The sequence below is a fragment of the Roseibium aggregatum IAM 12614 genome, assembly GCF_000168975.1.
GTDB classification, from domain to species: Bacteria; Pseudomonadota; Alphaproteobacteria; order Rhizobiales; family Stappiaceae; genus Roseibium; species Roseibium aggregatum.
This window is the reverse complement of the sequence record NZ_AAUW01000007.1, coordinates 67,324-88,946: the sequence shown is the minus strand read 5'-3', so window position 1 is coordinate 88,946 and position 21,623 is coordinate 67,324. Positions and strand designations below refer to the sequence as shown.

Below are 21,623 nucleotides of genomic sequence, written 5' to 3'. Positions count from 1 at the left end.
TTAATGAGCGTTTACTCAGGAAATTGCATTTAAAATCGATGTGAGTGCAGTCCTGACCGTCGCCAGCCGGATCGATTGCCGGCCATTGTCCGCAAACCAGCAGTGGACATGATCCGTCGGTCGATCCTTTGCCGCGACCGCAACATGAACTGTGCCGACAGGTTTTTGGGCGCTGCCGCCACCAGGCCCCGCGATGCCGGTTACGGAGACCGCGACATCCGCATTGGAGCGGGCAAGTGCACCTTCGGCCATTGCGATGGCGACTTCCTTGCTGACGGCACCGTGGGTGTCGATGAGGACCTTTGGCACTCCGAGCATTTCGGTCTTTGCTTCATTGGAATAGGTCACGAAGCCTCGGTCCACAGCCGCTGAGGACCCGGCGATTTCCGTGAGTGCTCCGCAGATAAGCCCACCAGTACAGGATTCAGCAGTCGCCACCATTTTTCCGGCCGCTATCAGCCCGTCGAGCACGGCGATTGTCAGAGGTGCGAGCTCCTCCAGACTTTTTGGGGATGTCTCAGTCATTAGTGTCTAGTCCTCATCCTGAAAAGGCAGGCGAACCGTCACGCTAGCCAGGGCTGCGATGCCTTCCTTGCGGCCTGTGAAACCGAGGCGTTCCGACGTCGTCGCCTTGACCGAAACCCTGGAGACTGGCACGGAGCAGACCCGGGCAATCGATGCGCGGATTTCCTCGCGGTGCGGACCTATCTTCGGTTCTTCACATACGATGGTGACGTCTATGTGGGCCAGCCTTCCGCCACGCTCGGACAGGCGGCGCATCGCGTCCTGTTGAAACCTGTCGGAAGACGCGCCTTTCCATTGCGGATCGCTTGGTGGAAAGTGCTGACCGATATCTCCATCACCGATGGCGCCCAACGTTGCGTCGGTGATGGCGTGCAGAACAACATCTGCGTCGGAATGGCCTTTGAGTTTTTGCGTATGCGGAATGGCCACTCCGCCCAATATGACGGCGTCGCCGTCCTCAAAGGCATGAACGTCGTAGCCGATCCCGGTTCTGACATCGGCAAGAGCCGAGAGCGGCAAGGGCGAGGCGGAAATGGTGGACAACATTTGTAACTCGGCTTGTTGTTCTGCGCGCCGCAGGTCAGCGGCGGTTGTGATTTTGAACGCGGCTGGATCGCCCTCTGTCAGGACAATGGTCATCCCGTCCCATTCCGCAAGGCCCGTGTCGTCGGTGAAATCGGTTTTACCGGCTGCTAGGGCCTTTTCGTGTGCCGTCAAAATGCGCTGCAGGGAAAATGCCTGGGGTGTCTGTGCTGCCCAGAGCCCTGTTCTGTCGACAGTTTCAATCGAGCGGCCGGTTGGGTCCGCCTTTTTCAAAGTGTCGGCAACCGGCAAGGCCGCGAGAACGCCCTCATCTCCGGCATCCAGGCGTTCAAGCAAGCGGTCGATCACGGCGGCAGGAAGAAACGGTCTTGCTGCGTCGTGGATCAGGACGAAATCAAATCCCTCAAGAGCGAGTGCCTTCAATCCGGCCAGAACCGATTGTTGTCTGGTCGCCCCTCCAAAGACAGCGGGCCCAATCTTGCGGGCACAACCTGGATCAACACCTGCGGCCGCTTCAGAAAAATGGCTCACATCGTCGGGGTGAATCGCGGTTACGACACGGCAGATCCGGGGGTGATTCCCAAGTGCATTCAGTGTATGGGTCAGCACCGGACGGCCAGCCAGCGGCCTGTATTGCTTGGGTAACGCATCGCCGGAGCCCGCAAGACGGGTGCCACGCCCTGCGGCAACGACTAGGGCGGCAGCGGTTTTTGTCATTAACGGGCTCCTCATGCTCTGCATCAAACCGTCAGCTTTGAACCGTCTTTACCTATGAACCTGCTCGAACCGCAAATTTTGACTTGTTGCATTGCGAAACTTGTCTACAATATAGGCAATTATGAATCTGCACAGTCAATAAGCAGAAAAGAGACGCTGTGTCGCCGTCTATGAAAATGCTCACGATTGGCCGGTATCAACTCGCAAACCCGGCAATGCTCGCGCCGATGTCCGGCGTGACCGATCTTCCTTTCCGCCGGCTTGCTGCCCGATATGGCGCCGGCATGGTCGTCAGTGAAATGGTCGCAAGCGAATCCTTTGTCAAAGGCGATGCCGAAACGCAGATGCGTGCGGAAGCGCAGGACAAGGGACTTCACGTTGTTCAGCTCGCCGGCCGCGAGGCTCGATGGATGGGCGAAGCTGCTAAAGTTGTTGCGGGTCTTGGTGCTGATGTAATCGATATCAACATGGGTTGTCCCGCCAAGAAGGTCACGTCCGGATACTCCGGGTCTGCACTGATGCGGGACCTGGATCATGCCTTGACGCTGATTGAGGCCACCGTTGCAGCGGTCGACATTCCGGTCACGCTCAAGATGCGTTTGGGGTGGGATGACAAGAGCCTCAACGCGCCGGAACTGGCGCGCCGTGCCGAGGCGGCCGGAATAAAGCTGATCACCGTTCATGGGCGGACACGCTGCCAGTTCTACAAGGGCAATGCAGACTGGCGGGCGATTGCTGCCGTGAAGGAAGCAATCTCCGTTCCCCTGATCGCAAATGGCGATTGCAAGGGTTTTGAAAATGCCTTGCGCATGCTGGAGCTTTCCGGTGCAGATGGCGTGATGATCGGCCGGGGCGCGTATGGGCGCCCGTGGTTGCCCGGTCATATCGGTCACTTTCTCGCAACTGGCGAAAAGTTGGAAGCGCCCAGGGGAGCTGAGCTGGCTGAACTGGTGGCAGAGCACTACGAGGCGGTCTTGAGCCATTATGGCGAGCGGCAAGGCGTTCGCATCGCGCGCAAGCACCTCGGCTGGTATCTGGACGAGGCGGTGACCGCTGGCAATGCGGATATTCCCGGACCTGTCCGCAAGACCCTCATGACGTCCAATCAGCCGTCGGAAGTTATCCGGCTCGCAAACGATTGGCTTTCTTCCTCGAACATACGGACAGCAGCTTGAAGGACACCATGTCTCAGACAGGCCGTACGGCCGCGCTTGCCAGTGACGGGCCGACAATACTGGATGCCTTGCCACACCCTGTGCTTCTGGTTGCACCTGATGGTGTGATCGAGTCGGCCAACATGGCCGCAGAAATTTTCATGCGGTCCAGCGTGTCTGTGCTCCGCCGCCATCCGATCAGTGATTTTGTTCCCTTCGGCAGCCCTTTGTTGACCCTGATAGACCAGGTGCGCGAGCGCAGTGCACCGGTGAATGAATACAAGGTCGACATCGGTTCACCGCGTATCGGAGCGCCCAAGGTGGTGGACATCAACGCAGCTCCGGTTGCCGAGCGGCCGGGCGCGGTGGTGCTGATGTTCCAGGAACGCACCATGGCCGAGAAGATCGACCGACAACTGACCTCCCGGGGAGCTGCCCGCACGGTAACCGGCCTTGCCGCGATGCTTGCGCACGAGATCAAGAATCCGCTGTCCGGCATTCGCGGTGCAGCTCAGTTGATTGAGCAATCGGTTCCTGCCGAAGACCGGGCGCTGACACGTCTTATCATGGATGAGACTGACCGGATCGTGAAACTCGTCGACCGGATGGAGGTTTTTTCCGACGAGCGGCCGATCGAGAGAGAACCCGTCAATATTCATGTGGTTCTGGACCACGTGAAGCGCCTGTCGGATTCAGGTTTTGCCCGCGGCAAACGCATCGTCGAGATCTACGATCCTTCCTTGCCGCCTGTCTATGCCAACAAGGACCAGCTTATTCAGGTGTTCCTGAATCTCATCAAGAATGCCAGTGAAGCAATAGGCGATGATCCTGACGGCGAAATTCGTGTCACGACAGCGTTTCGTCCGGGGGTTCGGTTGTCTGTACCCGGTACTGACGAAAAGGTCAGCCTGCCGCTGGAATTCTGTGTCCAGGACAATGGACCGGGGGTTCCGGAAGATCTGCTTCCCCATTTGTTTGAACCGTTTATCACGACCAAGACCAACGGCTCGGGCCTGGGTCTTGCGCTTGTTGCCAAGATCATCGGCGACCACGGCGGTGTCATCGAGTGTGACAGCCAACGCCAGAAGACCGTTTTCCGCATTCTGATGCCCGCTTTCACGGGCGACAGCACGGCTTCGTCCGACCGGACCAGCAGAGGGACCGAGTAACCATGCCGACGGGCACGATTTTAGTTGCAGACGACGACGCAGCCATCCGAACCGTTCTCAACCAGGCCCTCTCGAGGGCTGGCTATACGGTGCGGCTGACCTCCAATGCCTCAACGCTCTGGAGATGGGTTTCTTCCGGCGATGGCGACCTTGTGATCACCGATGTGGTCATGCCGGATGAGAATATCTTCGATGTTCTGCCGCGCATGAAAAAGATGCGGCCGGAGTTGCCGGTCCTGGTCATGAGCGCGCAGAACACCTTCATGACGGCCATCAAGGCCTCGGAGAAGGGGGCTTATGAATATTTGCCCAAGCCCTTCGACCTGAAGGAGTTGACCAGCATTGTCCAGCGCGCCCTGGAAGAGCCGAAGAAACGGCCGGCGGTCGACCTGGATGATGCCGGCGAGGGCATGCCTCTGGTCGGGCGTTCTCCCGCCATGCAGGAGATCTACCGGGTTCTCGCGCGGCTTATGCAAACCGACCTGACGGTCATGATCAACGGCGAATCCGGTACGGGCAAGGAGCTTGTCGCGCGTGCCCTTCATGACTACGGCAAGCGGCGCAATGGCCCGTTTGTGGCGATCAATATGGCAGCCATTCCAAGAGATCTCATTGAGGCCGAGTTGTTCGGCCATGAGAAAGGGGCCTTTACCGGTGCCCAGAACCGCAGTTCCGGCCGGTTCGAACAGGCCGACGGCGGCACGCTGTTTCTGGACGAAATCGGCGACATGCCGATGGAAGCCCAGACCCGGTTGCTGCGCGTCTTGCAGCAGGGTGAATATACCACCGTTGGCGGTCGTACGCCGATCAAGACTGACGTCCGGATCATCGCCGCCACCAACAAGGACTTGAGACACCTGATCAATCAGGGTCTTTTCCGCGAAGATCTTTATTTCCGCCTGAATGTTGTTCCTATCCGCCTTCCGCCGCTGCGCGAACGCGTTGAGGACATTCCGGATCTGGTGCGGCACTTCTTTGCGCTCGTGGAAAAGGAAGGCCTGCCGGCCAAACAGATTGACCAGGGTGCGCTCAATCTGCTGCGCCGGTATCGCTGGCCTGGCAACGTACGCGAGCTTGAAAACCTCGTTCGCCGTCTGGCCGCGCTCTATCCGCAGGATGTAATCAGCGAAAACCTGCTGGAGCAGGAACTGAGCCAGCCGTCGGTCTCACCGATGGAAGAGGAGACCCAGGAGACGATCAATCTCGGCGGGTCGGTCGAACGCTATCTTTCCGGGTATTTCGACACGTTCGGCGACGCCTTGCCGCCTCCGGGCCTCTATCACCGCATTCTGCGGGAGGTTGAGTATCCGCTGATCAGCGCGGCCCTGGCGGCCACCAGGGGCAACCAGATCAAGGCGGCGGAACTTCTCGGCGTTAACCGGAACACGCTGCGCAAGAAGATACGAGATCTCGACATTCAGGTGATGCGGTCCACCCGATAGCCTGTCGAGACAAGACCGAATGACACAGCGGTCAGACCGGAAGGTCTGGCCGCAATTTTTTTTAGCGATGACGCCGCGTCTGGCATCTGAGTGAATCAGTTCGAGACCTTCGGTGAAACCGTAAGACCTGCCGGTCTCACGGGACAAAACTGCTGTCGGACCCCAATGCGGATCAACGGTGAGGGGCGACATATTGCTTTAAAAAGACATATGAAATCAGATCTCTACGATAAAGTGATGGTCTGTCCACCGCAATTTTCTGACGTCACTTTGCGTCTGTCGCAATTTCGCAACATTGTGTGATAAGTTTGCCGCAAATTAAGCATGACAGCTCGCTTTTTGCGGGCGTAAGGCAATTGAGACCGTATGATACTGGAAGCTGTACAAGAGCCCGTCGCGCAATCAAGCGCCGCAGGAAAGTTCTGGCGGCGGGTGGGGCTTGCGATCATTCTGCTTGCTCTTGTTTCCATCGGGGTCACCTTCGTCATCCTGATGGGCTTGACGTCCATCGATCCCACCCGGGATGTCATCACGGTCGCGATGACGATCAACGGTGCGCTTGCAGCGATCCTACTGGGTGTTATTGCCTTCGAGATCCTGAAGCTCTGGCAGGCGCGCCGGCGTGGACGGGCCGCTGCGCGTCTTCACGTTCGGGTCGTGGCTCTTTTCAGTGTCGTTGCGGCGGTTCCCGCCGTACTTATGGCCATTCTGGCGGCGATTACGCTGGATCGTGGCCTTGACCGCTGGTTCGAGGATCGGACCCGCCAGATCATCGACAATGCGCTGACCGTTGCTCAGGCCTATCTTCAGGAACATGCCAGGGTTCTGCGCGGTGACCTGATCGCCATGACCAATGACATTGACCGGGCAAAGGCAGTTTACGAATTCGAGCCGACCCGTTTCGATCAGTTCTTCGCAACGCAGGTTTCGCTTCGCGGTATTCTTGCGGCGTTCATTCTCAACGAGAATGGTGAGGTCGTCACCCGTATCGTCATCGATCCCAAGGCAGAAGTGCCGCTTCCGCCGGCCGACAGTTTCTTCAAGGCAAAATCCGGAGATCCGATCCTGATTGCGCCTGGTAGTTCGAATCTGGTCGGTGGGGTCATGAAATTGTCGGCCTATGACAATTTCTATCTTTATGCCGTGCGTGCCATTGACCCGCGTGTGGTCGAATATCTCCGTCTGGCCGAAACGGGAGCTTCCCAGTACCAGCAGATGGAGAACAGTCGCTTCGGCGTTCAGGTTGCCTTCGCGCTCGTTTATCTGGGGGTGGCACTGGTTCTGCTGTTGTCGGCAATCTGGATCGGGTTCGGATTTGCCAACCGGCTCGTCTCCCCGATCCGAACGCTGATATCGGCGGCAGACGAGGTGTCCAGAGGCAATCTCATCGTCAAGGTGCCAACAGAGAAGTCCGGCGGAGACCTTGCCAACCTGGGCGAGACCTTCAACAAGATGACCGGGCAGCTCCTTGGACAACGCGACGCGCTGCTGGCTGCCAACGAACAGATCGACCGCCGCCGCCGCTTCAATGAAGCCGTGCTGTCGGGCGTCTCCACCGGTGTTATCGGCGTTGACGACGAAGCCTCGATCATGCTGATCAACCGCTCCGCGCTGGAGTTGCTGCAGCTTGACGAGGTCCAGATCCTCAACAAGTCGCTGGTTGAAGTGGTGCCGGAACTTGACGAGTGCATTTCGGATGTCCTGAAAAATGAGACAGACAGGGTTCCCGAAACGCAGATCGAGATTACGCGGGGCGGGCGCCTGCGCACCATCAACGTCCGCATCACCCGGGAACAATCGACCCGGCGCGAGCATGGGTTCGTGGTGACGCTGGACGATATTACCGATCTGGTTTCGGCGCAGCGGAATTCGGCCTGGGCTGACGTTGCCCGGCGTATTGCCCATGAAATCAAGAACCCGCTGACACCTATCCAGTTGTCCGCCGAGCGAATTCGCCGCCGATACGGCAAGCGTATCGAGGAGGACCGGGAGGTCTTCGATCAATGTATCGATACGATTGTGCGGCAGGTTGGCGATATCGGTCAGATGGTGGACGAGTTTTCTTCTTTTGCCAGGATGCGCAAACCGAAGAAAATGCCGGGTGACCTGCGAGAGGCTGTGCGGGACGCAGCTTTCATGCAGTCGGTGGCAAATCCGGAAATCAGCATTTCCGCCGATGTGCCCTCCAGCCCCGTAAAGGCCGTTTTCGACGCCCGTCTGGTTGGACAGGCCCTGACCAATGTGGTCAAGAACGCGGCGGAAGCAGTGAGCGCGCGCACCGGCGACAATCTGCCCAAGGGCAAGGTGACGGTACATCTGCGCGGCGAAGCCGAAGGAGGCGGCCGGATCGTGATAGACGTCATCGACAATGGCATCGGTCTGCCGGAAGAAAATCGCAGCCGGCTTTTGGAACCCTATATGACAACCCGGGAGAAGGGGACGGGCCTTGGCCTGGCCATCGTCCGCAAGATCCTGGAAGACCACGGCGGTGGCATCGAATTGCTCGATGCCCCCAAAACCAAACCTGAGGACACGGGCACGCTCGTTCGACTGACATTGGCAGCTCATGCCGAGATCGAGGCGGAGACCGACCTGCAACACCAGACTGTGACTGCCCATGGCGCATGATATTCTTGTCGTAGACGACGAAACCGATATTCGCGAGATGATCGCCGGCATCCTTGATGATGACGGCTACGGAACGCGGACCGCACACGATTCCGACAGCGCCCTGGCCGCAGTGAAGGAGCGCAAACCTTCACTGGTGATCCTGGATATCTGGTTGATGGGAAGCCGTCTCGACGGCTTGGCGCTGCTCGATATCTTCCGTGAAACAGATCCTGAAATGCCTGTCGTGATCATCTCCGGCCACGGCAACATCGAAACGGCTGTTTCCGCGATCAAGCGCGGCGCCTACGATTACATCGAGAAGCCGTTCAAGGCCGATCGCCTGGTCCATATCGTCGAGAGGGCCCTTGAAGCCTCCAGCATGAAGCGGGAAATTCGCGACCTGAAGCAGCGCAGCGGTGAGACCAGCGAAATCATCGGCAACTCCTCTGCTGCGCACAATCTGCGACAGACCATTCAAAAGATTGCCGGGACGAACAGCCGTATCCTGATCGTTGGACCTTCCGGGGCCGGCAAGGAACGCGCGGCCCGGATGATCCACGACATGTCGCCGCGCGCCAAAAGCCCGTTTGTGGTGCTGAACGCCGCGACGATTACGCCCTCACGCATGGAAGAGGAACTCTTCGGGATCGAGGACGAGAGCGGCAATCTGCGCAAGATCGGCGCGCTCGAAGAAGCGCACGGCGGCACGCTTTACCTCGACGAGGTCGCCGATATGCCCGCCGAGACGCAGGGAAAGATCCTGCGGGTACTCGTTGAACAGAGCTTTGCCCGCGTCGGGGGCACGCAGAAGGTTCAGGTCGATATTCGTATCCTGTCCTCGACCTCCAAGAACCTCGAAGAACACATAGCCTCCGGTCTGTTCCGTCAGGATCTTTATCACCGGCTGAGCGTGGTCCCGCTGCGCGTGCCGGGGCTTGCCGAACGGCGGGAAGACATTCCAGTTCTGGTGCAGCATTTCATGACCCAGATCTCCGGCGCTTCGGGTATTCCGCAAAGACCGATTGGCGATGATGCGATGGCAGTTCTGCAAACGCACGACTGGCCGGGCAACGTGCGCCAGTTGCGCAACAATGTCGAACGCCTGATGATTCTGAGCCGCGGCGATCCAGACAGCACCATCACCGCGGATCTTCTGCCCGCCGAGATTGGCGAAACGCTGCCGAGCCTGCCCAGCTCCGGGACGGGTGAACACCTGATGTCTGTGCCGTTGCGCGAAGCGCGTGAGATCTTCGAACGTGAATATCTGCAGGCACAGATCAAGAGATTTGACGGTAACATCTCGCGGACTGCCGAATTTGTCGGTATGGAACGGTCTGCGCTTCACCGGAAGTTGAAAACCCTGGGCATGACCTGAGTCTCTTCGGGAAGCGATAGGTAACGGCAAGGCGGGAAGGGATCTTTCCATGAAAATCGTGATTTGTGGCGCGGGACAGGTGGGCTACGGCATTGCCGAGCGACTCGCTGCGGAACAGAACGACGTGTCTGTGATCGATTCTTCGCCGCAACTGATCAACGCGATTGGCGATCAGCTCGACGTGCGTGGCTTCGTCGGACACGGTGCGCATCCGGACGTTCTGGCGCAGGCCGGTGCCGAAGAAGCCGATATGATCGTTGCCGTCACGCTTTATGACGAGGTCAACATGGTGGCCTGTCAGGTGGCGCATTCGCTTTTCAACGTGCCGACAAAGGTCGCGCGGATCCGGGCGCAGTCCTACCTGCAGGGGCGGTGGCGCAATCTGTTCTCGCGCGACCACATGCCGATCGACGTGATCATTTCCCCGGAAATTGAAGTTGGTGAGATGGTTCTGCGCCGTCTGGCTCTTCCGGGCGCCGTTGAGACAGTCCGGTTTGCCGATGATCAGGTCGTTGTTGTCGGTATCATGTGCGAGGAAGACTGCCCGGTCGTGGACACGCCCTTGCGGCAGCTTACCGAGCTCTTTCCGGACCTCGGCGCCGTTGTCGTCGGCCTTTACCGCAACAACAGACTGTTTGTTCCCAAGAGCAGCGATTCCATCCTGACCGGAGACCTTGCCTATGTGGTTGCCCGCCGCGACCAGGTGCGCAGGACGCTGAGCATTTTCGGGCACGAGGAGCCGGAAGCGGCCCGTGTCGTGATTTGCGGCGGGGGCAATATCGGGCTTTATGTCGCCAAAGCACTCGAACAGCGTCAATCCGGCACGAAGATCAAGCTGATCGAAGCGTCGCGGGAGCGGGCGATGGCCGTTGCCGATGAGCTGAAGCGATCGGTCATCCTGCATGGCAGTGCGCTGGATCAGACGATCCTGAATGAAGCCGATGCCGGCGACGCCGATACGATCGTGGCTCTTACCAACGAGGATGAAGTCAATATTCTGTCGTCTGTCATGGCGAAGAAACTTGGCTGCAAGCGGTCCTTGTCGCTTCTGAACAACCCGAGCTACCCGGCTTTTGCCAATGCCTTGGGGATCGATGCGTTCATCAATCCGCGCGCCGTTACAATCTCGCGTATTCTGCAACACGTACGTCGTGGCCGCATCCGGGGCGTTCATTCGCTTCAGAACGGTGCTGCTGAGATTGTAGAGGCGGAGGCGCTTGATACGTCGCCGCTGGTCGGCAAGCCGCTTCGGGTCATTGATCTTCCGTCCGGCATCCGCATTGGTGCGGTTTTCCGCGGTGGTGAGGTGCTTACGCCCAACGGAGACCTTCAAATCCAGGCACAGGATCGTATCGTGATCTTCGCAGTTGCGAACCGTGTGCGTCAGGTCGAACAAATGTTCCGTGTGAGTCTTGACTTCTTTTAAGGCTGACTGGCTTCTTTCTGACCTTGCTTTTGTGTGATCAAAAGGCCAAAACTTTCAAAAATACCAATCGGTTCGTTTCGAACCGTCCTGTCCTGGAGGAACCATGAGCCGGATTGCCTATGTCAACGGCCAATATGTTCGTCACGCCGATGCTGCGGTGCATGTTGAAGACCGCGGATATCAATTTGCCGATGGCGTTTATGAAGTCTGTGAAGTCTGGCAAGGCAAGATTGTCGACGTGCCACGGCATTTGGATCGCCTCGGCAGATCCCTGAGCGAGCTGCGTATCGACTGGCCGATGGCGCGCAAGGCCGTGGAGTTCGTGCTTCATCAGGTGGTTCGTCGGAACCTTGTCCGCAACGGACTGGTCTATATTCAGGTGACGCGCGGTGTTTCCAAGCGTGATCATTTCTTCCCGCCTGCACATGTGGCGCCGTCGATCGTCGTGACGGCCCGTTCGTCCAGCCCAGCCGCTGCGCAAGCGCAGGCGGAACAGGGTATTTCGGTTGTCAGCTATCCTGAAAACCGGTGGCCGCGCGTCGATATCAAGACGGTCGCTCTTTTGCCGAACGTGCTGGCGAAGCAGAACGCCAAGGAACACGGTGGCAAGGAAGCCTGGTATGTGGACGCCGATGGCAATGTCACCGAGGGCGGATCGACCAACGCCTGGATCGTCACCAAGGAGGGCGTTCTGGTTACCCGGCCGGCTGAAAGCGGCATCCTTCGGGGAATAACCCGCGCAGTGATTCTGGATCTCATACAAAAGGAAGGGCTGACGTTTGAGGAAAGGCCGTTTAGCCTAGAGGAAGCGTTCGACGCGAAGGAGGCCTTCGTTACGGCGGCCACTACTGTCGTGATGCCGGTGACACGTTTGGATGGCAAGATTATCGGAAACGGTCATCCTGGATACGTTGCAACCCGATTGCGCGAATTGTTCCATACTGCTACTGATTTGCAGGCGGTATGAGTCGATTGGCCTCATTGGGCCGAAAATTCGAAACTGTTTCAGACCGAGGCAGACGGTCTTGACTGGTGGGCTACACGAAAAGCGGGCGGTGCGTCAAACCTTAGCCTTTGATACTGAACGGCTTTTGACGGTATGCTGCTGAAACGCCGGATGCTCGGCCGCATCCGGGGCAAATAGGATAAAAAGACTGATGGCTGAGCGCGCACAAAATCTTCAAGACACTTTTCTAAATCACGTTCGCAAGCAAAAGACTCCTCTGACGATTTTTCTGATCAACGGTGTGAAGTTGCAGGGTGTCGTGACATGGTTCGACAACTTCTGCGTTCTGCTGCGTCGTGATGGGCACTCCCAGCTTGTTTACAAACATGCGATTTCCACAATTATGCCAAACGGACCTGTTCAACTGTTCGATCAGGCAGAGGAAAACGCTGAAAAGGCAAGCTGATTGAAACCGAAGTCTCGCGCAGACGATTTTTCTAAATCCAATGGTTCCGAAGAACCTGGCCAGAAATCGCTACGGATAAAGGATACTGGGGTTGACCGTCTGCCCCAGCCCTTTCGTGCAATGATTTTGGAGCCGGTTCTACAACTGCGTGGCGAATCCAGCCAGGCAGACCTTCGTGGTAACCGCAGTCCGGAAGCACGTCTGGAAGAAGCGCTCGGTCTGAGCGCCGCCATCAATCTCAATATCGCCCATTCCGGTGTTGTCCGGGTCAATAGCCCCAAGCCTGCGACGCTGTTCGGAGACGGCAAGGTCGCCGAACTCGCCGGTATCGTCGCGAGCGAGGATCTCGATCTCGTCGTCATCGACCATCCTCTCACTCCTGTTCAGCAGCGCAACCTTGAACGCCGTCTCAAGACGAAAGTGATCGACCGCACCGGTCTGATCCTGGAAATCTTCGGTGACCGGGCGCGCACCAAGGAAGGTCGGCTTCAGGTCGATCTCGCGCATCTGACCTGGCAGAAAAGCCGTCTCGTGCGGTCCTGGACCCACCTTGAACGTCAGCGTGGCGGGGCAGGGTTCATGGGCGGTCCCGGCGAAACTCAGATCGAGGCTGACCGCCGCCAGATTCAGGATCGTATCATTGCGCTGCAGAAGCAGCTTGAACAGGTTCGCCGGACGCGTGACCTGCACCGCAAGAAGCGCAAGAAGATCCCGCAGCCGGTTGTCGCGCTGGTTGGTTATACCAACGCCGGAAAATCGACGCTGTTCAACCGGATGACCGAGTCCGACGTTTTTGCCAAGGATCTCCTGTTTGCGACGCTCGATCCGACGTTGCGCAAGGTCGCCTTGCCCCATGGCAAGGAAATTATCCTGTCGGACACGGTCGGCTTCATTTCTGACCTTCCGACCCATCTGGTGGCTGCTTTCCGGGCGACACTGGAAGAGGTTCTGGAAGCGGATCTCATTCTGCATGTGCGGGACATTTCGCATCCAGATACTGAAGCACAGGCCGAGGACGTCAAGAAGACGCTGACGGATCTTGGTGTCGATGCCTTGACGGGCGCGCCGATCATCGAAGTGTGGAACAAGATCGATTGTCTCGATCCGGCCTACCGCGAAAAGTTGCTGGAGGACGCGGGCGATGAGGGGCCGATCGCCCTTTCCGCGTTGACGGGCGAGGGCATAGAGCAGCTTTATACCCGTGTCGATACCTTCATGGCGCAGCATGACGACATTCTGACCGTGAAGATACCTGTGGCTGACGGCGCGCTGCTGGCGAAACTCTATCAGATGGCCGAAGTGCTGGAACGCACAGATGCCGAGGACTTCGTGACGGCGGAAGTGCGCGTTTCCGACAAGCAGCGCGGCCCGTTCCGCGAGCTTTATGCGGCTTATCTTTAGCCAGAGCGTGTCGCGTTTAAGTGAATAAATCTTTTATCGGTTTTTGCGCTGAAATCTCTGATTTCAGACGATGAAAAGTGAATCCGATAAAATGCGACATGCTCTCGTCAGGCAAAAGCGGTCAAAATCGGTATGAGCCGGGAGGATTATTTGGTCTTCGCGGCTTGCCAGGCCGCTTCCATTTCGTCCAGCATCATCGCTGCAAGCGTTGTGCCCGTCTGTACCGCTTGGTCTTCAATGGCCGCAAAGCGCTTGCGGAACTTCCGGTTGGTGCGGCGAAGAGCTTCTTCCGGATCAATGTCCAGGTGCCGGGCAAGGTTGGCGAGGGCAAACAACGTATCGCCGAGTTCATCGGAGATCCGGTCCTTGTCTGGGGAGGGCTTGGCGAGTTCCTCGTCCAACTCGTGTGTTTCTTCTCGGATCTTGTCGAGGACAAGTCTGGCGTCGTTCCAGTCGAAACCTACCTTTGACGCGCGCCGCTGCAGCTTTTCGGCCTCCTGAAGGGCAGGGAAGGCAGTTGGTATGTCATCGAGAAAGCCCTGTTGTTCTTCCTCAATACCGAGTGCCTGCTTGGCTGCGCGCTTTTCTGCCCGTTCTTCGGCCTTGATTCGTTCCCAGATCCCTTTGACATGCTCCGCCTTCTCACCATTCTCGTCACCAAAAACATGAGGGTGCCGGCGGATCAGTTTTTTCGTGATGGCTTGCACCACATCGCCAAAGTCAAAGTGGTCTTCTTCTTCCGCCATCCGTGCATGGTAGACCACCTGCAGCAGCAGATCGCCGAGCTCCTCGCGAAGCTCCACCAGATCGTTCTTGGCGATGGCATCCGCGACTTCGTAGGCCTCTTCCAGCGTATAGGGCGCGATGGTTGCGAAGGTCTGTTCCAGATCCCAGGGGCAACCGGTCACAGGCGTTCTGAGCGCGGCCATGATTTCAATCAGGCGGGAGATATCTCGGCTGGGAGTCATGGAGGGAAAGCATCCTGTCTTCTTGTGATCCTGGATGACGCCTTTTGGCATATCCAGGATCACAAGTGGAGAGAGAATTCACCCCCTGACAGACGGATGCCAGAAAGTGACTGCGCGTTCCAGAAGTGCGACGAGGCCGTAGAAGAGCGAGCCGGCGAGGGCCGCGACGGCGATTTCCGCCCAGACCATATCAACGTTCATCCGGCCGACTTCCGTGGAAATGCGGAAGCCCATGCCGACGATTGGCGTCCCGAAAAATTCGGCCACAATGGCCCCGATCAGGGCCAGCGTCGAATTGATCTTCAGCGCGTTGAAGATGAAGGGCATGGCCATCGGCAAGCGCAGCTTGAAGAGCGTCTGCCAGTAGTTGGAGGCGTAGGTGCGCATCAGGTCGCGTTGCATGGCATCTGACGCGGCGAGACCAGAGACGGTGTTCACCAGCATCGGGAAGAAGGTCATGATGATCACGACAGCGGCCTTGGACGGCCAGTCGAAGCCAAACCACATCACCATGATGGGGGCAACGCCGATGATCGGCAGGGCGGACACCAGATTGCCGATCGGCAGCAGGCCCCGGCGCAGGAACGGCACCCGGTCCACCAGAATTGCGGTGATGAAGGCAGAACCGCAGCCGATGGCATAGCCGGCCAGAACGGCCTTCAGGAACGTCTGGCGGAAATCAGCCCACAGCGTTGGACCGGAATTGGTCAGGCGAACCCAGATTTCGGAAGGTGCCGGCAGCAGAACCTTCGGAATGCCGGCGCCGGTCACGATGACCTGCCATAGCGCCAGGAGGGTAATCCCAAAGAGTGCCGGAATGGCGAGATTGATGAGCCTGGTCGCGAGTGGCGACAGGTGGCGCCACGTGGCAAGCCGTTCGACGAACAGCCAGGACGCCGCCCAGGTTGCCGCTACAAGAGCCCAGAAACCGAGCGTGGCTTGTCCGGCATGTTGGGAAGAGGTCGCGATCAGAAGCCAGGCGGCGATCGCGGTGACGATACCCAGGATAATATCGCCCAGGGGATTGCGCATGAAGCCAAGCTCGTAGCGCACCCCGGCAATCGCCAGGATAACGAGGCAAAGGGCGAGCCGTGGAACGTCCATGACGCCGTAGTCAGGGCCAAAGATCGGGCTGAACAGGCCGACGACCACCATGGCGACGATGAACCAGGCCAACAGAGCCGGCATATCCAGGCGGCTTTTTTTCTCTGTCATGGTGCTCATCCGGCCATCCCCATGCGTTTCAGCGTGCGCTTTTCGATCACGCCAATCAGCGCAACCAGAGACCCTGCCAGGAAGGCGGCCATCAGAAGGGCCGACCAGATCTGCACGGTCTGGCCATAGTAGGACCCGGCAAGCAGTCGCGCGCCGAGACCGGCAACGGCACCTGTCGGCAATTCACCGACGATGGCGCCAACAAGGGAGGCCGCCATGCCGATTTTCATGGAGGTGAAAAGATAGGGGACCGCATAGGGCAGGCGCAATTTCCAGAAGGCCTGGATGCGCGTTGCCGAATAGGTGTGCATCAGGTCCATGTGGATGACTTCCGGCGACCGCAATCCTTTCACCATGCCAACCGTGACGGGGAAAAAGGACAGGTAGGTGGAAATCATGGCTTTCGGCAGCAAGCCGGAGATGCCGACCGCGTTCAGGACCACGATGATCATGGGGGCGATGGCGAGAATGGGGATGGTCTGCGAGGAAATCACCCACGGCATCAATGACTTGTCGAGCACACGTGAATGCACGATGCCAATCGCCAGGAGAATGCCGAGCGTTGTGCCGATCAGAAACCCGAGGAGCGTTGAGGAGAGCGTGATGCCGGTATGGTAGACCAGCGACCGTTTGGATGTGATCTTCTTGTTGACCGTCGTGTCCCAGATTTCGACGAGCACCTGGTGCGGTGCAGGCAGGACCGGGCGTTCCTGGAAAAGCGTGTCCGTGACAAGCTGTGAAAAGCTGACATCGCTTTGTCCGGCGCGCGCGTATATGTCCTGCTGGAACTGCGTGTTGAGTGCGACGGCGGAGATGTACCAAAGCGCTATGATGGCCAGCACCACCACGGTGACCGGGCCGATGGTGCCGGACATCAGGCCGGCAAAGGGGTTCATGCTACGGGTCTGTGATAGAGAGGCGTCGGTCATGTATCCGTGCCTTTCCCGTTGTGGCGCTCAGGCATTGCCCAGACCTGGCTGTGAGACCCATCAAAGACATGGAGTGCTTGGTCGGGCGCGAGGTCTACAAATGTCGCAGGTCGGTTCCTTCTAGTCTTCATAGGAGTGCCCCGCCTTCAGGCCTTCGCGGACCCGGTGTGCGACCTTGAGGAACTCTGGCGTTTCGCGGATATCAAGACTGCGTTCGCGCGGAAGGTCGCTTTCGATCACGTCGTAGATACGCCCGGGGCGAGGACACAGCACGACGATCTTTGTCGACAGGAACACGGCCTCGGGGATCGAGTGGGTAACGAAAACCACGGTCTTGTTGGTCTTGGCCCAGAGCTGCAGGAGTTGCTCGTTGAGGTGGTCACGGACGATCTCGTCGAGAGCGCCGAATGGCTCGTCCATCAGGAGCAGATCCGGCTCGACCGCAAGGGCACGGGCGATGGACGCGCGCTGCTGCATGCCGCCGGAGAGCTGCCAGGGATACTTCTTTTCAAAGCCGGTCAGGTTCACCAGCTCCATGTTGCGGGAAATGCGCTGTTGCTGCTCGGCTTTCGAAAGCCCCATGATTTCGAGTGGCAACGCGACATTCTTGGCAATCGTTCGCCAGGGGTAAAGGGCTGCAGCCTGGAAGACATAGCCATAAGCCCGGTTGAGACGGGCCTGTTCCGGAGAGACACCGTTGACCGAGATGGAGCCGGCTGTCGGTTTTTCAAGATCGGCGATGACCCTGAGCAAGGTGGTCTTGCCACAACCCGACGGTCCGATGAAGGAAACGAAATCGCCTTCCTCGATCTTCAGATCGATGTCCGAAAGCGCGTTAACCGGTCCGTCGTTGGTCTCGAAGGTCAGCGAGAGGTTCTCGATATCGATCACCCGGTTCGGGCTGGCGCTTTGTTTGTTTACCACCATTTCGGTGTCCTTTGCGCTGGCAAGTGCAGTCATCAAGTTCCTCGCGGCACGAGTCACGTCCGGTTCGACACATTCGTTTCTTGAAAGCCCCCGCCCGTCTGACGGGCGGGGGCGGATTGGATCAGACGCCGCTCGCGGGAATGCCGGTGCGTTCCACTTTACGCGGTGCCGTCAGTTCCTTCCACGTGCTAAGCGCCTTGTTGACGGCCTGATAGGGTTTGCGCGCGACGAACTCGCCGTGTCCCTGGCTGTGATTGACCGTGCCATCTTCCACGGCCACGCGGCCACGGGTCAGCGTATAGCGCGGCAGCCCTTTGACGGCCTTGCCTTCGAAGACGTTGTAGTCGATGGCCGACTGCTGGCTGGACGCGGAGATGGTTTTGGATTTCTCCGGGTCCCAGACAACAAGATCCGCATCTGCTCCAACCAGAATTGCACCTTTTTTCGGATAGATATTCAGGATCTTTGCGATATTGGTTGAAGTCACCGCGACGAACTCGTTCGGCGTCAACCGGCCAGTGTTCACCCCATAGGTCCACAGCATCGGCATGCGGTCTTCCAGACCACCGGTGCCGTTCGGGATCTTGGTGAAATCGCCGACACCGGTGCGTTTCTGATCAGTCGTGAAGGCGCAATGGTCGGTCGCAACCACTTGCAGCGAGCCGGAGGCAAGACCTGCCCAGAGACTGTCCTGGTGTTTCTTGTCGCGGAAGGGAGGCGACATCACCCGGCGGGCAGCGTGGTCCCAATCGGCGTGCTTGTATTCGCTGTCATCGAGCGTCAGGTGCTGGATAAGCGGTTCACCATAGGCCCGGATGCCATTCTGGCGGGCTCGGCGAATGGCTTCATGTGCCTGCTCGGAAGACGTATGAACGATATAGACCGGCACGCCGGCCATGTCCGCGATCATGATTGCACGGTTGGTGGCTTCGCCTTCCACTTCCGGCGGACGGGAATAGGCATGGGCTTCCGGGCCGTTGTTGCCTTCCGCAAGCAGCTTTTGCTGCAAAGTGGCGACCACATCGCCGTTTTCCGCGTGTACCAGCGGCAGAGCGCCGAGTTCGGCACAGCGCGAGAACGAAGCGAACATTTCGTCATCATTCACCATCAGCGCGCCCTTGTAGGCCATGAAGTGCTTGAAGGTGTTGATGCCCTTTTGCTGGACGACGGTCTGCATGTCATTGAAGACCTGTTCGCCCCACCAGGTGATCGCCATGTGGAAGGAATAGTCGCAGTGGGCCATCGACGACTTGTTGTCCCACATCTGCAAAGCTTCCAGCAGGGACTGGCCGGGCGAGGGCAGGGCAAAATCGACGACCATGGTGGTGCCGCCTGCCAGCGCTGCGCGCGTACCGCTGTCGAAATTGTCTGAAGAGAAGGTGCCCATGAAGGGCATTTCCAGGTGCGTGTGCGGATCGATACCGCCCGGCATGATGTAACAGCCGGTCGCATCCAGGGTTTCGTCGCCGGACAGGTTGGGTCCGATTTCGACAATCCTGCCGTCTTCGATTTTCACATCGGCTTCGTAGGACAGATCGGCGGTGACAACCGTTCCGCCCTTGATCACTTTGCTGGCCATTTGTGGTCCCCTTCTGGTTTGTTCACTTGCCCGGCGGTAATTGCCCGAAACCTTGGCGGTCGCCCGCCTCACGGACAAAATTCTACCGGCGCCGTCAGATCCCTGTCTTTCAGGATCATGGTGATGTTCTGTTGAGCGGCGGCCTTGCAGGCTTCTGGAAAGTCTATTGGCCGGTCCGTGTACTCAGCATCGAAAATTGGTTTGTCTTCGCGGACATAGGCGCCGACATCCGCGCACCATTTGTCCTGATAACAGCTTTCGGCGATCAGGAAGTCCATGTGTCCGATCAGGTCGGCTGTCAGATCGGGTACGTTCTTCTGCCCTATGGCGAGATCGAGAGAATGTGCGATGGCCGCCAACCGTGCGACATAGGCAACGATGTCGTCCGCGGTAATCGGAAACCCGCTGTCGTTATCATGAACGTCCATGTTGTCGGGCTCGATAGCGTCGAAACCCTGGTCCTTGCAGGCTTCGAACCGCGCCTTCATGATCGGAAGCAGGATATCGAGACGGCGGACATCCAGAAATCGCTCGTCTGGCCAGTCCTCATACGTCTTGCCCAGCACGTCGTCCGGAAATGCCCTGGTATCCGCGGAGCCTTTTTCCAGCGTGCCGATGCTGACGTAGCATATGGTGCGGACACCCCTCTGCCTGAGAGCAGCCAGGTCTTCCGATGTCACCAGATCGGGATGCAGGTCCATTACCCTGACCTGTCTGTCGAGATCGACCGGTTCGGTGAGCTGCCAATCCCAGGTGTCGCCAACAGAGAAGGCACAGGCAGGTGCCGCGACCAAGAACTGGCCGCAGAACATTGCCAATGCCTTTCCGTTTGCCTGCATCTATTTGCCATTCCTTGGTTTTGGTCCCGGGACCTGTTCGGGACAGCTTGGTACCTGGGCAGGATCGGCGGTCATCTGACGCTGGTCTGCCGATCTGTTGTTATTCCACGATCTCTGCCGTCTCGACGACCGCATGGAACAGGACGTCCGCACCGGCTTTTGCCCAATCCCTGGAGATCTCTTCCGCCTCGTTGTGTGACAGGCCGTCGACGCAGGGGCACATGATCATCGCGGTCGGTGCGACCTTGTTGATCCAGCAGGCGTCGTGTCCGGCACCGGAAATGATGTTCTGGTGGGAATAGCCAAGGCGCTCAGCTGCGTTGCGGACGGCTTCGACGCACCCCTTGTCGAATTCTACAGGGTCGAACCCTCCGACTTTTTCGAACTCGACCTCCAGTCCCATGTCGTCGCAGATTTTCTGGGCGCCTGTCTTCAGGCGGTCTTCCATATCCTTGATGACGGCAATGTCGGGAGAGCGGAAATCTACTGTAAAGACGACCTTGCCGGGGATCACGTTTCGAGAGTTCGGGTAAACGTCGATATGACCGGCAGCGCCAACCGCATGCGGCGCGTGCGACCAGGCGATCTCGTCGACCAGCTGCAGGATGCGGGCCATGCCGAGGCCGGCATTCTTGCGCATGGGCATAGGTGTGGAGCCTGTATGGCTATCCTTGCCCGTAACCGTCACCTGGGTCCAGGAGAGGCCCTGGCCATGGGTTACAACGCCGATGTCCTTGCCTTCGGCTTCCAGGATCGGGCCCTGCTCGATGTGCAGTTCGAACATGGCGTGCATCTTGGTCTTGCGGGCACCGACCTCTTCATCACCAACCCAGCCGATGCGTTTCAGTTCATCGCCGAATTTCAGGCCTTCGTGGTCGGTCCGGTCATAGGCCCAATCCTGGGTGTGAACTCCGGCGAAGACACCGGACGCAAGCATTGCCGGAGCAAAGCGGGTGCCTTCCTCGTTGGTCCAGTTGGTGACCACGATCGGGTGCTTTGTCTTGATGCCGAGGTCATTCATGGTGCGGATGACTTCCAACCCGCCGAGCACGCCCAGAACGCCGTCGTATTTACCGCCGGTCGGCTGTGTATCGAGGTGGGAGCCGACATAGACAGGCAGGGCGTCCGGGTCTGTTCCCGGACGCGTCATGAACATGTTGCCCATGGTGTCGACAGCCATGGTCATGCCGGCTTCCTCGCACCATTTCTGGAACAGCTTGCGGCCCTCGGCGTCGGCGTCCGTCAGGGTCTGGCGATTGTTACCGCCGGCAACACCCGGGCCGACCTTGGCCATCTCCATCAGACTGTCCCAGAGGCGTTCTGCGTTGATCCTCAGGTTTTCGCCGGGGGCTGCCATGTTTGTGTCTCCTAAAACGTGTCTTTGTCTCTGGT

General features: G+C 58.4%; 18 protein-coding genes. 9 read left to right on the top strand and 9 right to left on the bottom strand.

Annotated features, from left to right (window positions below):
- Positions 1-15: 15 nt before the first annotated feature.
- Complete coding sequence (locus SIAM614_RS11050; protein WP_006934525.1) at positions 16-525, bottom strand: CinA family protein; 510 nt, start codon at positions 523-525, stop codon at positions 16-18.
- A 6-nt stretch (positions 526-531) separates the two neighbouring features.
- The gene (locus SIAM614_RS11045) at positions 532-1,785 is read right to left on the bottom strand and encodes a bifunctional 2-C-methyl-D-erythritol 4-phosphate cytidylyltransferase/2-C-methyl-D-erythritol 2,4-cyclodiphosphate synthase (RefSeq protein ID WP_006934524.1); all 1,254 of its coding nucleotides are present in this window, start codon (positions 1,783-1,785) and stop codon (positions 532-534) included.
- A gap of 170 nt (positions 1,786-1,955) precedes the next feature.
- Between SIAM614_RS11045 and dusB the strand changes: the two genes are divergently transcribed.
- The 9 genes from dusB (at position 1,956) to hflX (ending at position 13,774) form a co-directional block, all read left to right on the top strand.
- Positions 1,956-2,960, top strand: a complete 1,005-nt coding sequence (gene dusB, locus SIAM614_RS11040) for a tRNA dihydrouridine synthase DusB (RefSeq protein ID WP_006934523.1) — start codon at positions 1,956-1,958, stop codon at positions 2,958-2,960.
- Between the two features lie 8 nt (positions 2,961-2,968).
- On the top strand, positions 2,969-4,108 hold the full coding sequence (locus tag SIAM614_RS11035; protein WP_050789367.1) for a two-component system sensor histidine kinase NtrB: 1,140 nt from the start codon (positions 2,969-2,971) through the stop codon (positions 4,106-4,108).
- A gap of 2 nt (positions 4,109-4,110) precedes the next feature.
- The gene (ntrC, locus tag SIAM614_RS11030) at positions 4,111-5,550 is read left to right on the top strand and encodes a nitrogen regulation protein NR(I) (RefSeq protein WP_006934521.1); all 1,440 of its coding nucleotides are present in this window, start codon (positions 4,111-4,113) and stop codon (positions 5,548-5,550) included.
- Between the two features lie 366 nt (positions 5,551-5,916).
- On the top strand, positions 5,917-8,178 hold the full coding sequence (locus tag SIAM614_RS11025) for a sensor histidine kinase NtrY-like (protein WP_006934520.1): 2,262 nt from the start codon (positions 5,917-5,919) through the stop codon (positions 8,176-8,178).
- Entirely contained in the window at positions 8,168-9,535 is a 1,368-nt protein-coding gene (gene ntrX / locus SIAM614_RS11020; RefSeq protein WP_006934519.1) for a nitrogen assimilation response regulator NtrX, read from the top strand. The genes SIAM614_RS11025 and ntrX overlap by 11 nt, the downstream gene beginning before the upstream one ends.
- Positions 9,536-9,584: 49 nt before the next feature.
- On the top strand, positions 9,585-10,961 hold the full coding sequence (trkA, locus tag SIAM614_RS11015; protein WP_006934518.1) for a Trk system potassium transporter TrkA: 1,377 nt from the start codon (positions 9,585-9,587) through the stop codon (positions 10,959-10,961).
- Positions 10,962-11,064: 103 nt separating this feature from the next.
- Positions 11,065-11,928 carry a D-amino-acid transaminase gene (locus SIAM614_RS11010; protein ID WP_006934517.1) on the top strand — a complete coding sequence of 288 codons (864 nt, stop codon included), beginning with the start codon at positions 11,065-11,067 and terminating at the stop codon, positions 11,926-11,928.
- A 187-nt stretch (positions 11,929-12,115) separates the two neighbouring features.
- Complete coding sequence (gene hfq, locus SIAM614_RS11005; RefSeq protein WP_173006241.1) at positions 12,116-12,373, top strand: RNA chaperone Hfq; 258 nt, start codon at positions 12,116-12,118, stop codon at positions 12,371-12,373.
- A gap of 75 nt (positions 12,374-12,448) precedes the next feature.
- A complete protein-coding gene (gene hflX, locus SIAM614_RS11000) occupies positions 12,449-13,774 on the top strand; it encodes a GTPase HflX (protein WP_456153876.1) in 1,326 nt (441 codons plus the stop codon).
- A 146-nt stretch (positions 13,775-13,920) separates the two neighbouring features.
- Here the strand turns inward: hflX and mazG are convergent, their stop codons facing one another.
- From mazG to SIAM614_RS10965, 7 genes are all read right to left on the bottom strand, one after another.
- The gene (gene mazG / locus SIAM614_RS10995) at positions 13,921-14,742 is read right to left on the bottom strand and encodes a nucleoside triphosphate pyrophosphohydrolase (RefSeq protein ID WP_040439963.1); all 822 of its coding nucleotides are present in this window, start codon (positions 14,740-14,742) and stop codon (positions 13,921-13,923) included.
- A gap of 78 nt (positions 14,743-14,820) precedes the next feature.
- On the bottom strand, positions 14,821-15,966 hold the full coding sequence (locus SIAM614_RS10990; RefSeq protein ID WP_006934513.1) for an ABC transporter permease: 1,146 nt from the start codon (positions 15,964-15,966) through the stop codon (positions 14,821-14,823).
- Positions 15,963-16,853, bottom strand: a complete 891-nt coding sequence (locus tag SIAM614_RS10985; protein ID WP_006934512.1) for an ABC transporter permease — start codon at positions 16,851-16,853, stop codon at positions 15,963-15,965. The genes SIAM614_RS10990 and SIAM614_RS10985 overlap by 4 nt, the downstream gene beginning before the upstream one ends.
- 153 nt (positions 16,854-17,006) lie before the next feature.
- Positions 17,007-17,813 carry an ABC transporter ATP-binding protein gene (locus tag SIAM614_RS10980; RefSeq protein ID WP_050789371.1) on the bottom strand — a complete coding sequence of 269 codons (807 nt, stop codon included), beginning with the start codon at positions 17,811-17,813 and terminating at the stop codon, positions 17,007-17,009.
- A gap of 121 nt (positions 17,814-17,934) precedes the next feature.
- The gene (gene hydA / locus SIAM614_RS10975; protein WP_006934510.1) at positions 17,935-19,392 is read right to left on the bottom strand and encodes a dihydropyrimidinase; all 1,458 of its coding nucleotides are present in this window, start codon (positions 19,390-19,392) and stop codon (positions 17,935-17,937) included.
- A gap of 68 nt (positions 19,393-19,460) precedes the next feature.
- Entirely contained in the window at positions 19,461-20,231 is a 771-nt protein-coding gene (locus SIAM614_RS10970) for an endo alpha-1,4 polygalactosaminidase (RefSeq protein WP_006934509.1), read from the bottom strand.
- Positions 20,232-20,331: 100 nt separating this feature from the next.
- Positions 20,332-21,588, bottom strand: a complete 1,257-nt coding sequence (locus SIAM614_RS10965) for a Zn-dependent hydrolase (protein ID WP_006934508.1) — start codon at positions 21,586-21,588, stop codon at positions 20,332-20,334.
- Positions 21,589-21,623 lie beyond the last annotated feature (35 nt).

What these genes read in the sequence shown, in the direction of transcription:
- SIAM614_RS11025 (WP_006934520.1), top strand. Translation starts at nt 5,917, where the DNA reads ATGATACTGGAAGCTGTACAAGAGCCCGTCGCGCAATCAAGCGCCGCA.
- hydA (WP_006934510.1), bottom strand. Translation starts at nt 19,392, where the DNA reads ATGGCCAGCAAAGTGATCAAGGGCGGAACGGTTGTCACCGCCGATCTG.
- ntrC (WP_006934521.1), top strand. Translation starts at nt 4,111, where the DNA reads ATGCCGACGGGCACGATTTTAGTTGCAGACGACGACGCAGCCATCCGA.
- SIAM614_RS10980 (WP_050789371.1), bottom strand. Translation starts at nt 17,813, where the DNA reads ATGGTGGTAAACAAACAAAGCGCCAGCCCGAACCGGGTGATCGATATC.
- trkA (WP_006934518.1), top strand. Translation starts at nt 9,585, where the DNA reads ATGAAAATCGTGATTTGTGGCGCGGGACAGGTGGGCTACGGCATTGCC.
- SIAM614_RS10990 (WP_006934513.1), bottom strand. Translation starts at nt 15,966, where the DNA reads ATGAGCACCATGACAGAGAAAAAAAGCCGCCTGGATATGCCGGCTCTG.
- SIAM614_RS11045 (WP_006934524.1), bottom strand. Translation starts at nt 1,785, where the DNA reads ATGACAAAAACCGCTGCCGCCCTAGTCGTTGCCGCAGGGCGTGGCACC.
- SIAM614_RS10970 (WP_006934509.1), bottom strand. Translation starts at nt 20,231, where the DNA reads ATGCAGGCAAACGGAAAGGCATTGGCAATGTTCTGCGGCCAGTTCTTG.
- ntrX (WP_006934519.1), top strand. Translation starts at nt 8,168, where the DNA reads ATGGCGCATGATATTCTTGTCGTAGACGACGAAACCGATATTCGCGAG.
- SIAM614_RS11035 (WP_050789367.1), top strand. Translation starts at nt 2,969, where the DNA reads ATGTCTCAGACAGGCCGTACGGCCGCGCTTGCCAGTGACGGGCCGACA.
- mazG (WP_040439963.1), bottom strand. Translation starts at nt 14,742, where the DNA reads ATGACTCCCAGCCGAGATATCTCCCGCCTGATTGAAATCATGGCCGCG.
- SIAM614_RS10985 (WP_006934512.1), bottom strand. Translation starts at nt 16,853, where the DNA reads ATGAACCCCTTTGCCGGCCTGATGTCCGGCACCATCGGCCCGGTCACC.
- SIAM614_RS11010 (WP_006934517.1), top strand. Translation starts at nt 11,065, where the DNA reads ATGAGCCGGATTGCCTATGTCAACGGCCAATATGTTCGTCACGCCGAT.
- dusB (WP_006934523.1), top strand. Translation starts at nt 1,956, where the DNA reads ATGAAAATGCTCACGATTGGCCGGTATCAACTCGCAAACCCGGCAATG.
- SIAM614_RS11050 (WP_006934525.1), bottom strand. Translation starts at nt 525, where the DNA reads ATGACTGAGACATCCCCAAAAAGTCTGGAGGAGCTCGCACCTCTGACA.
- SIAM614_RS10965 (WP_006934508.1), bottom strand. Translation starts at nt 21,588, where the DNA reads ATGGCAGCCCCCGGCGAAAACCTGAGGATCAACGCAGAACGCCTCTGG.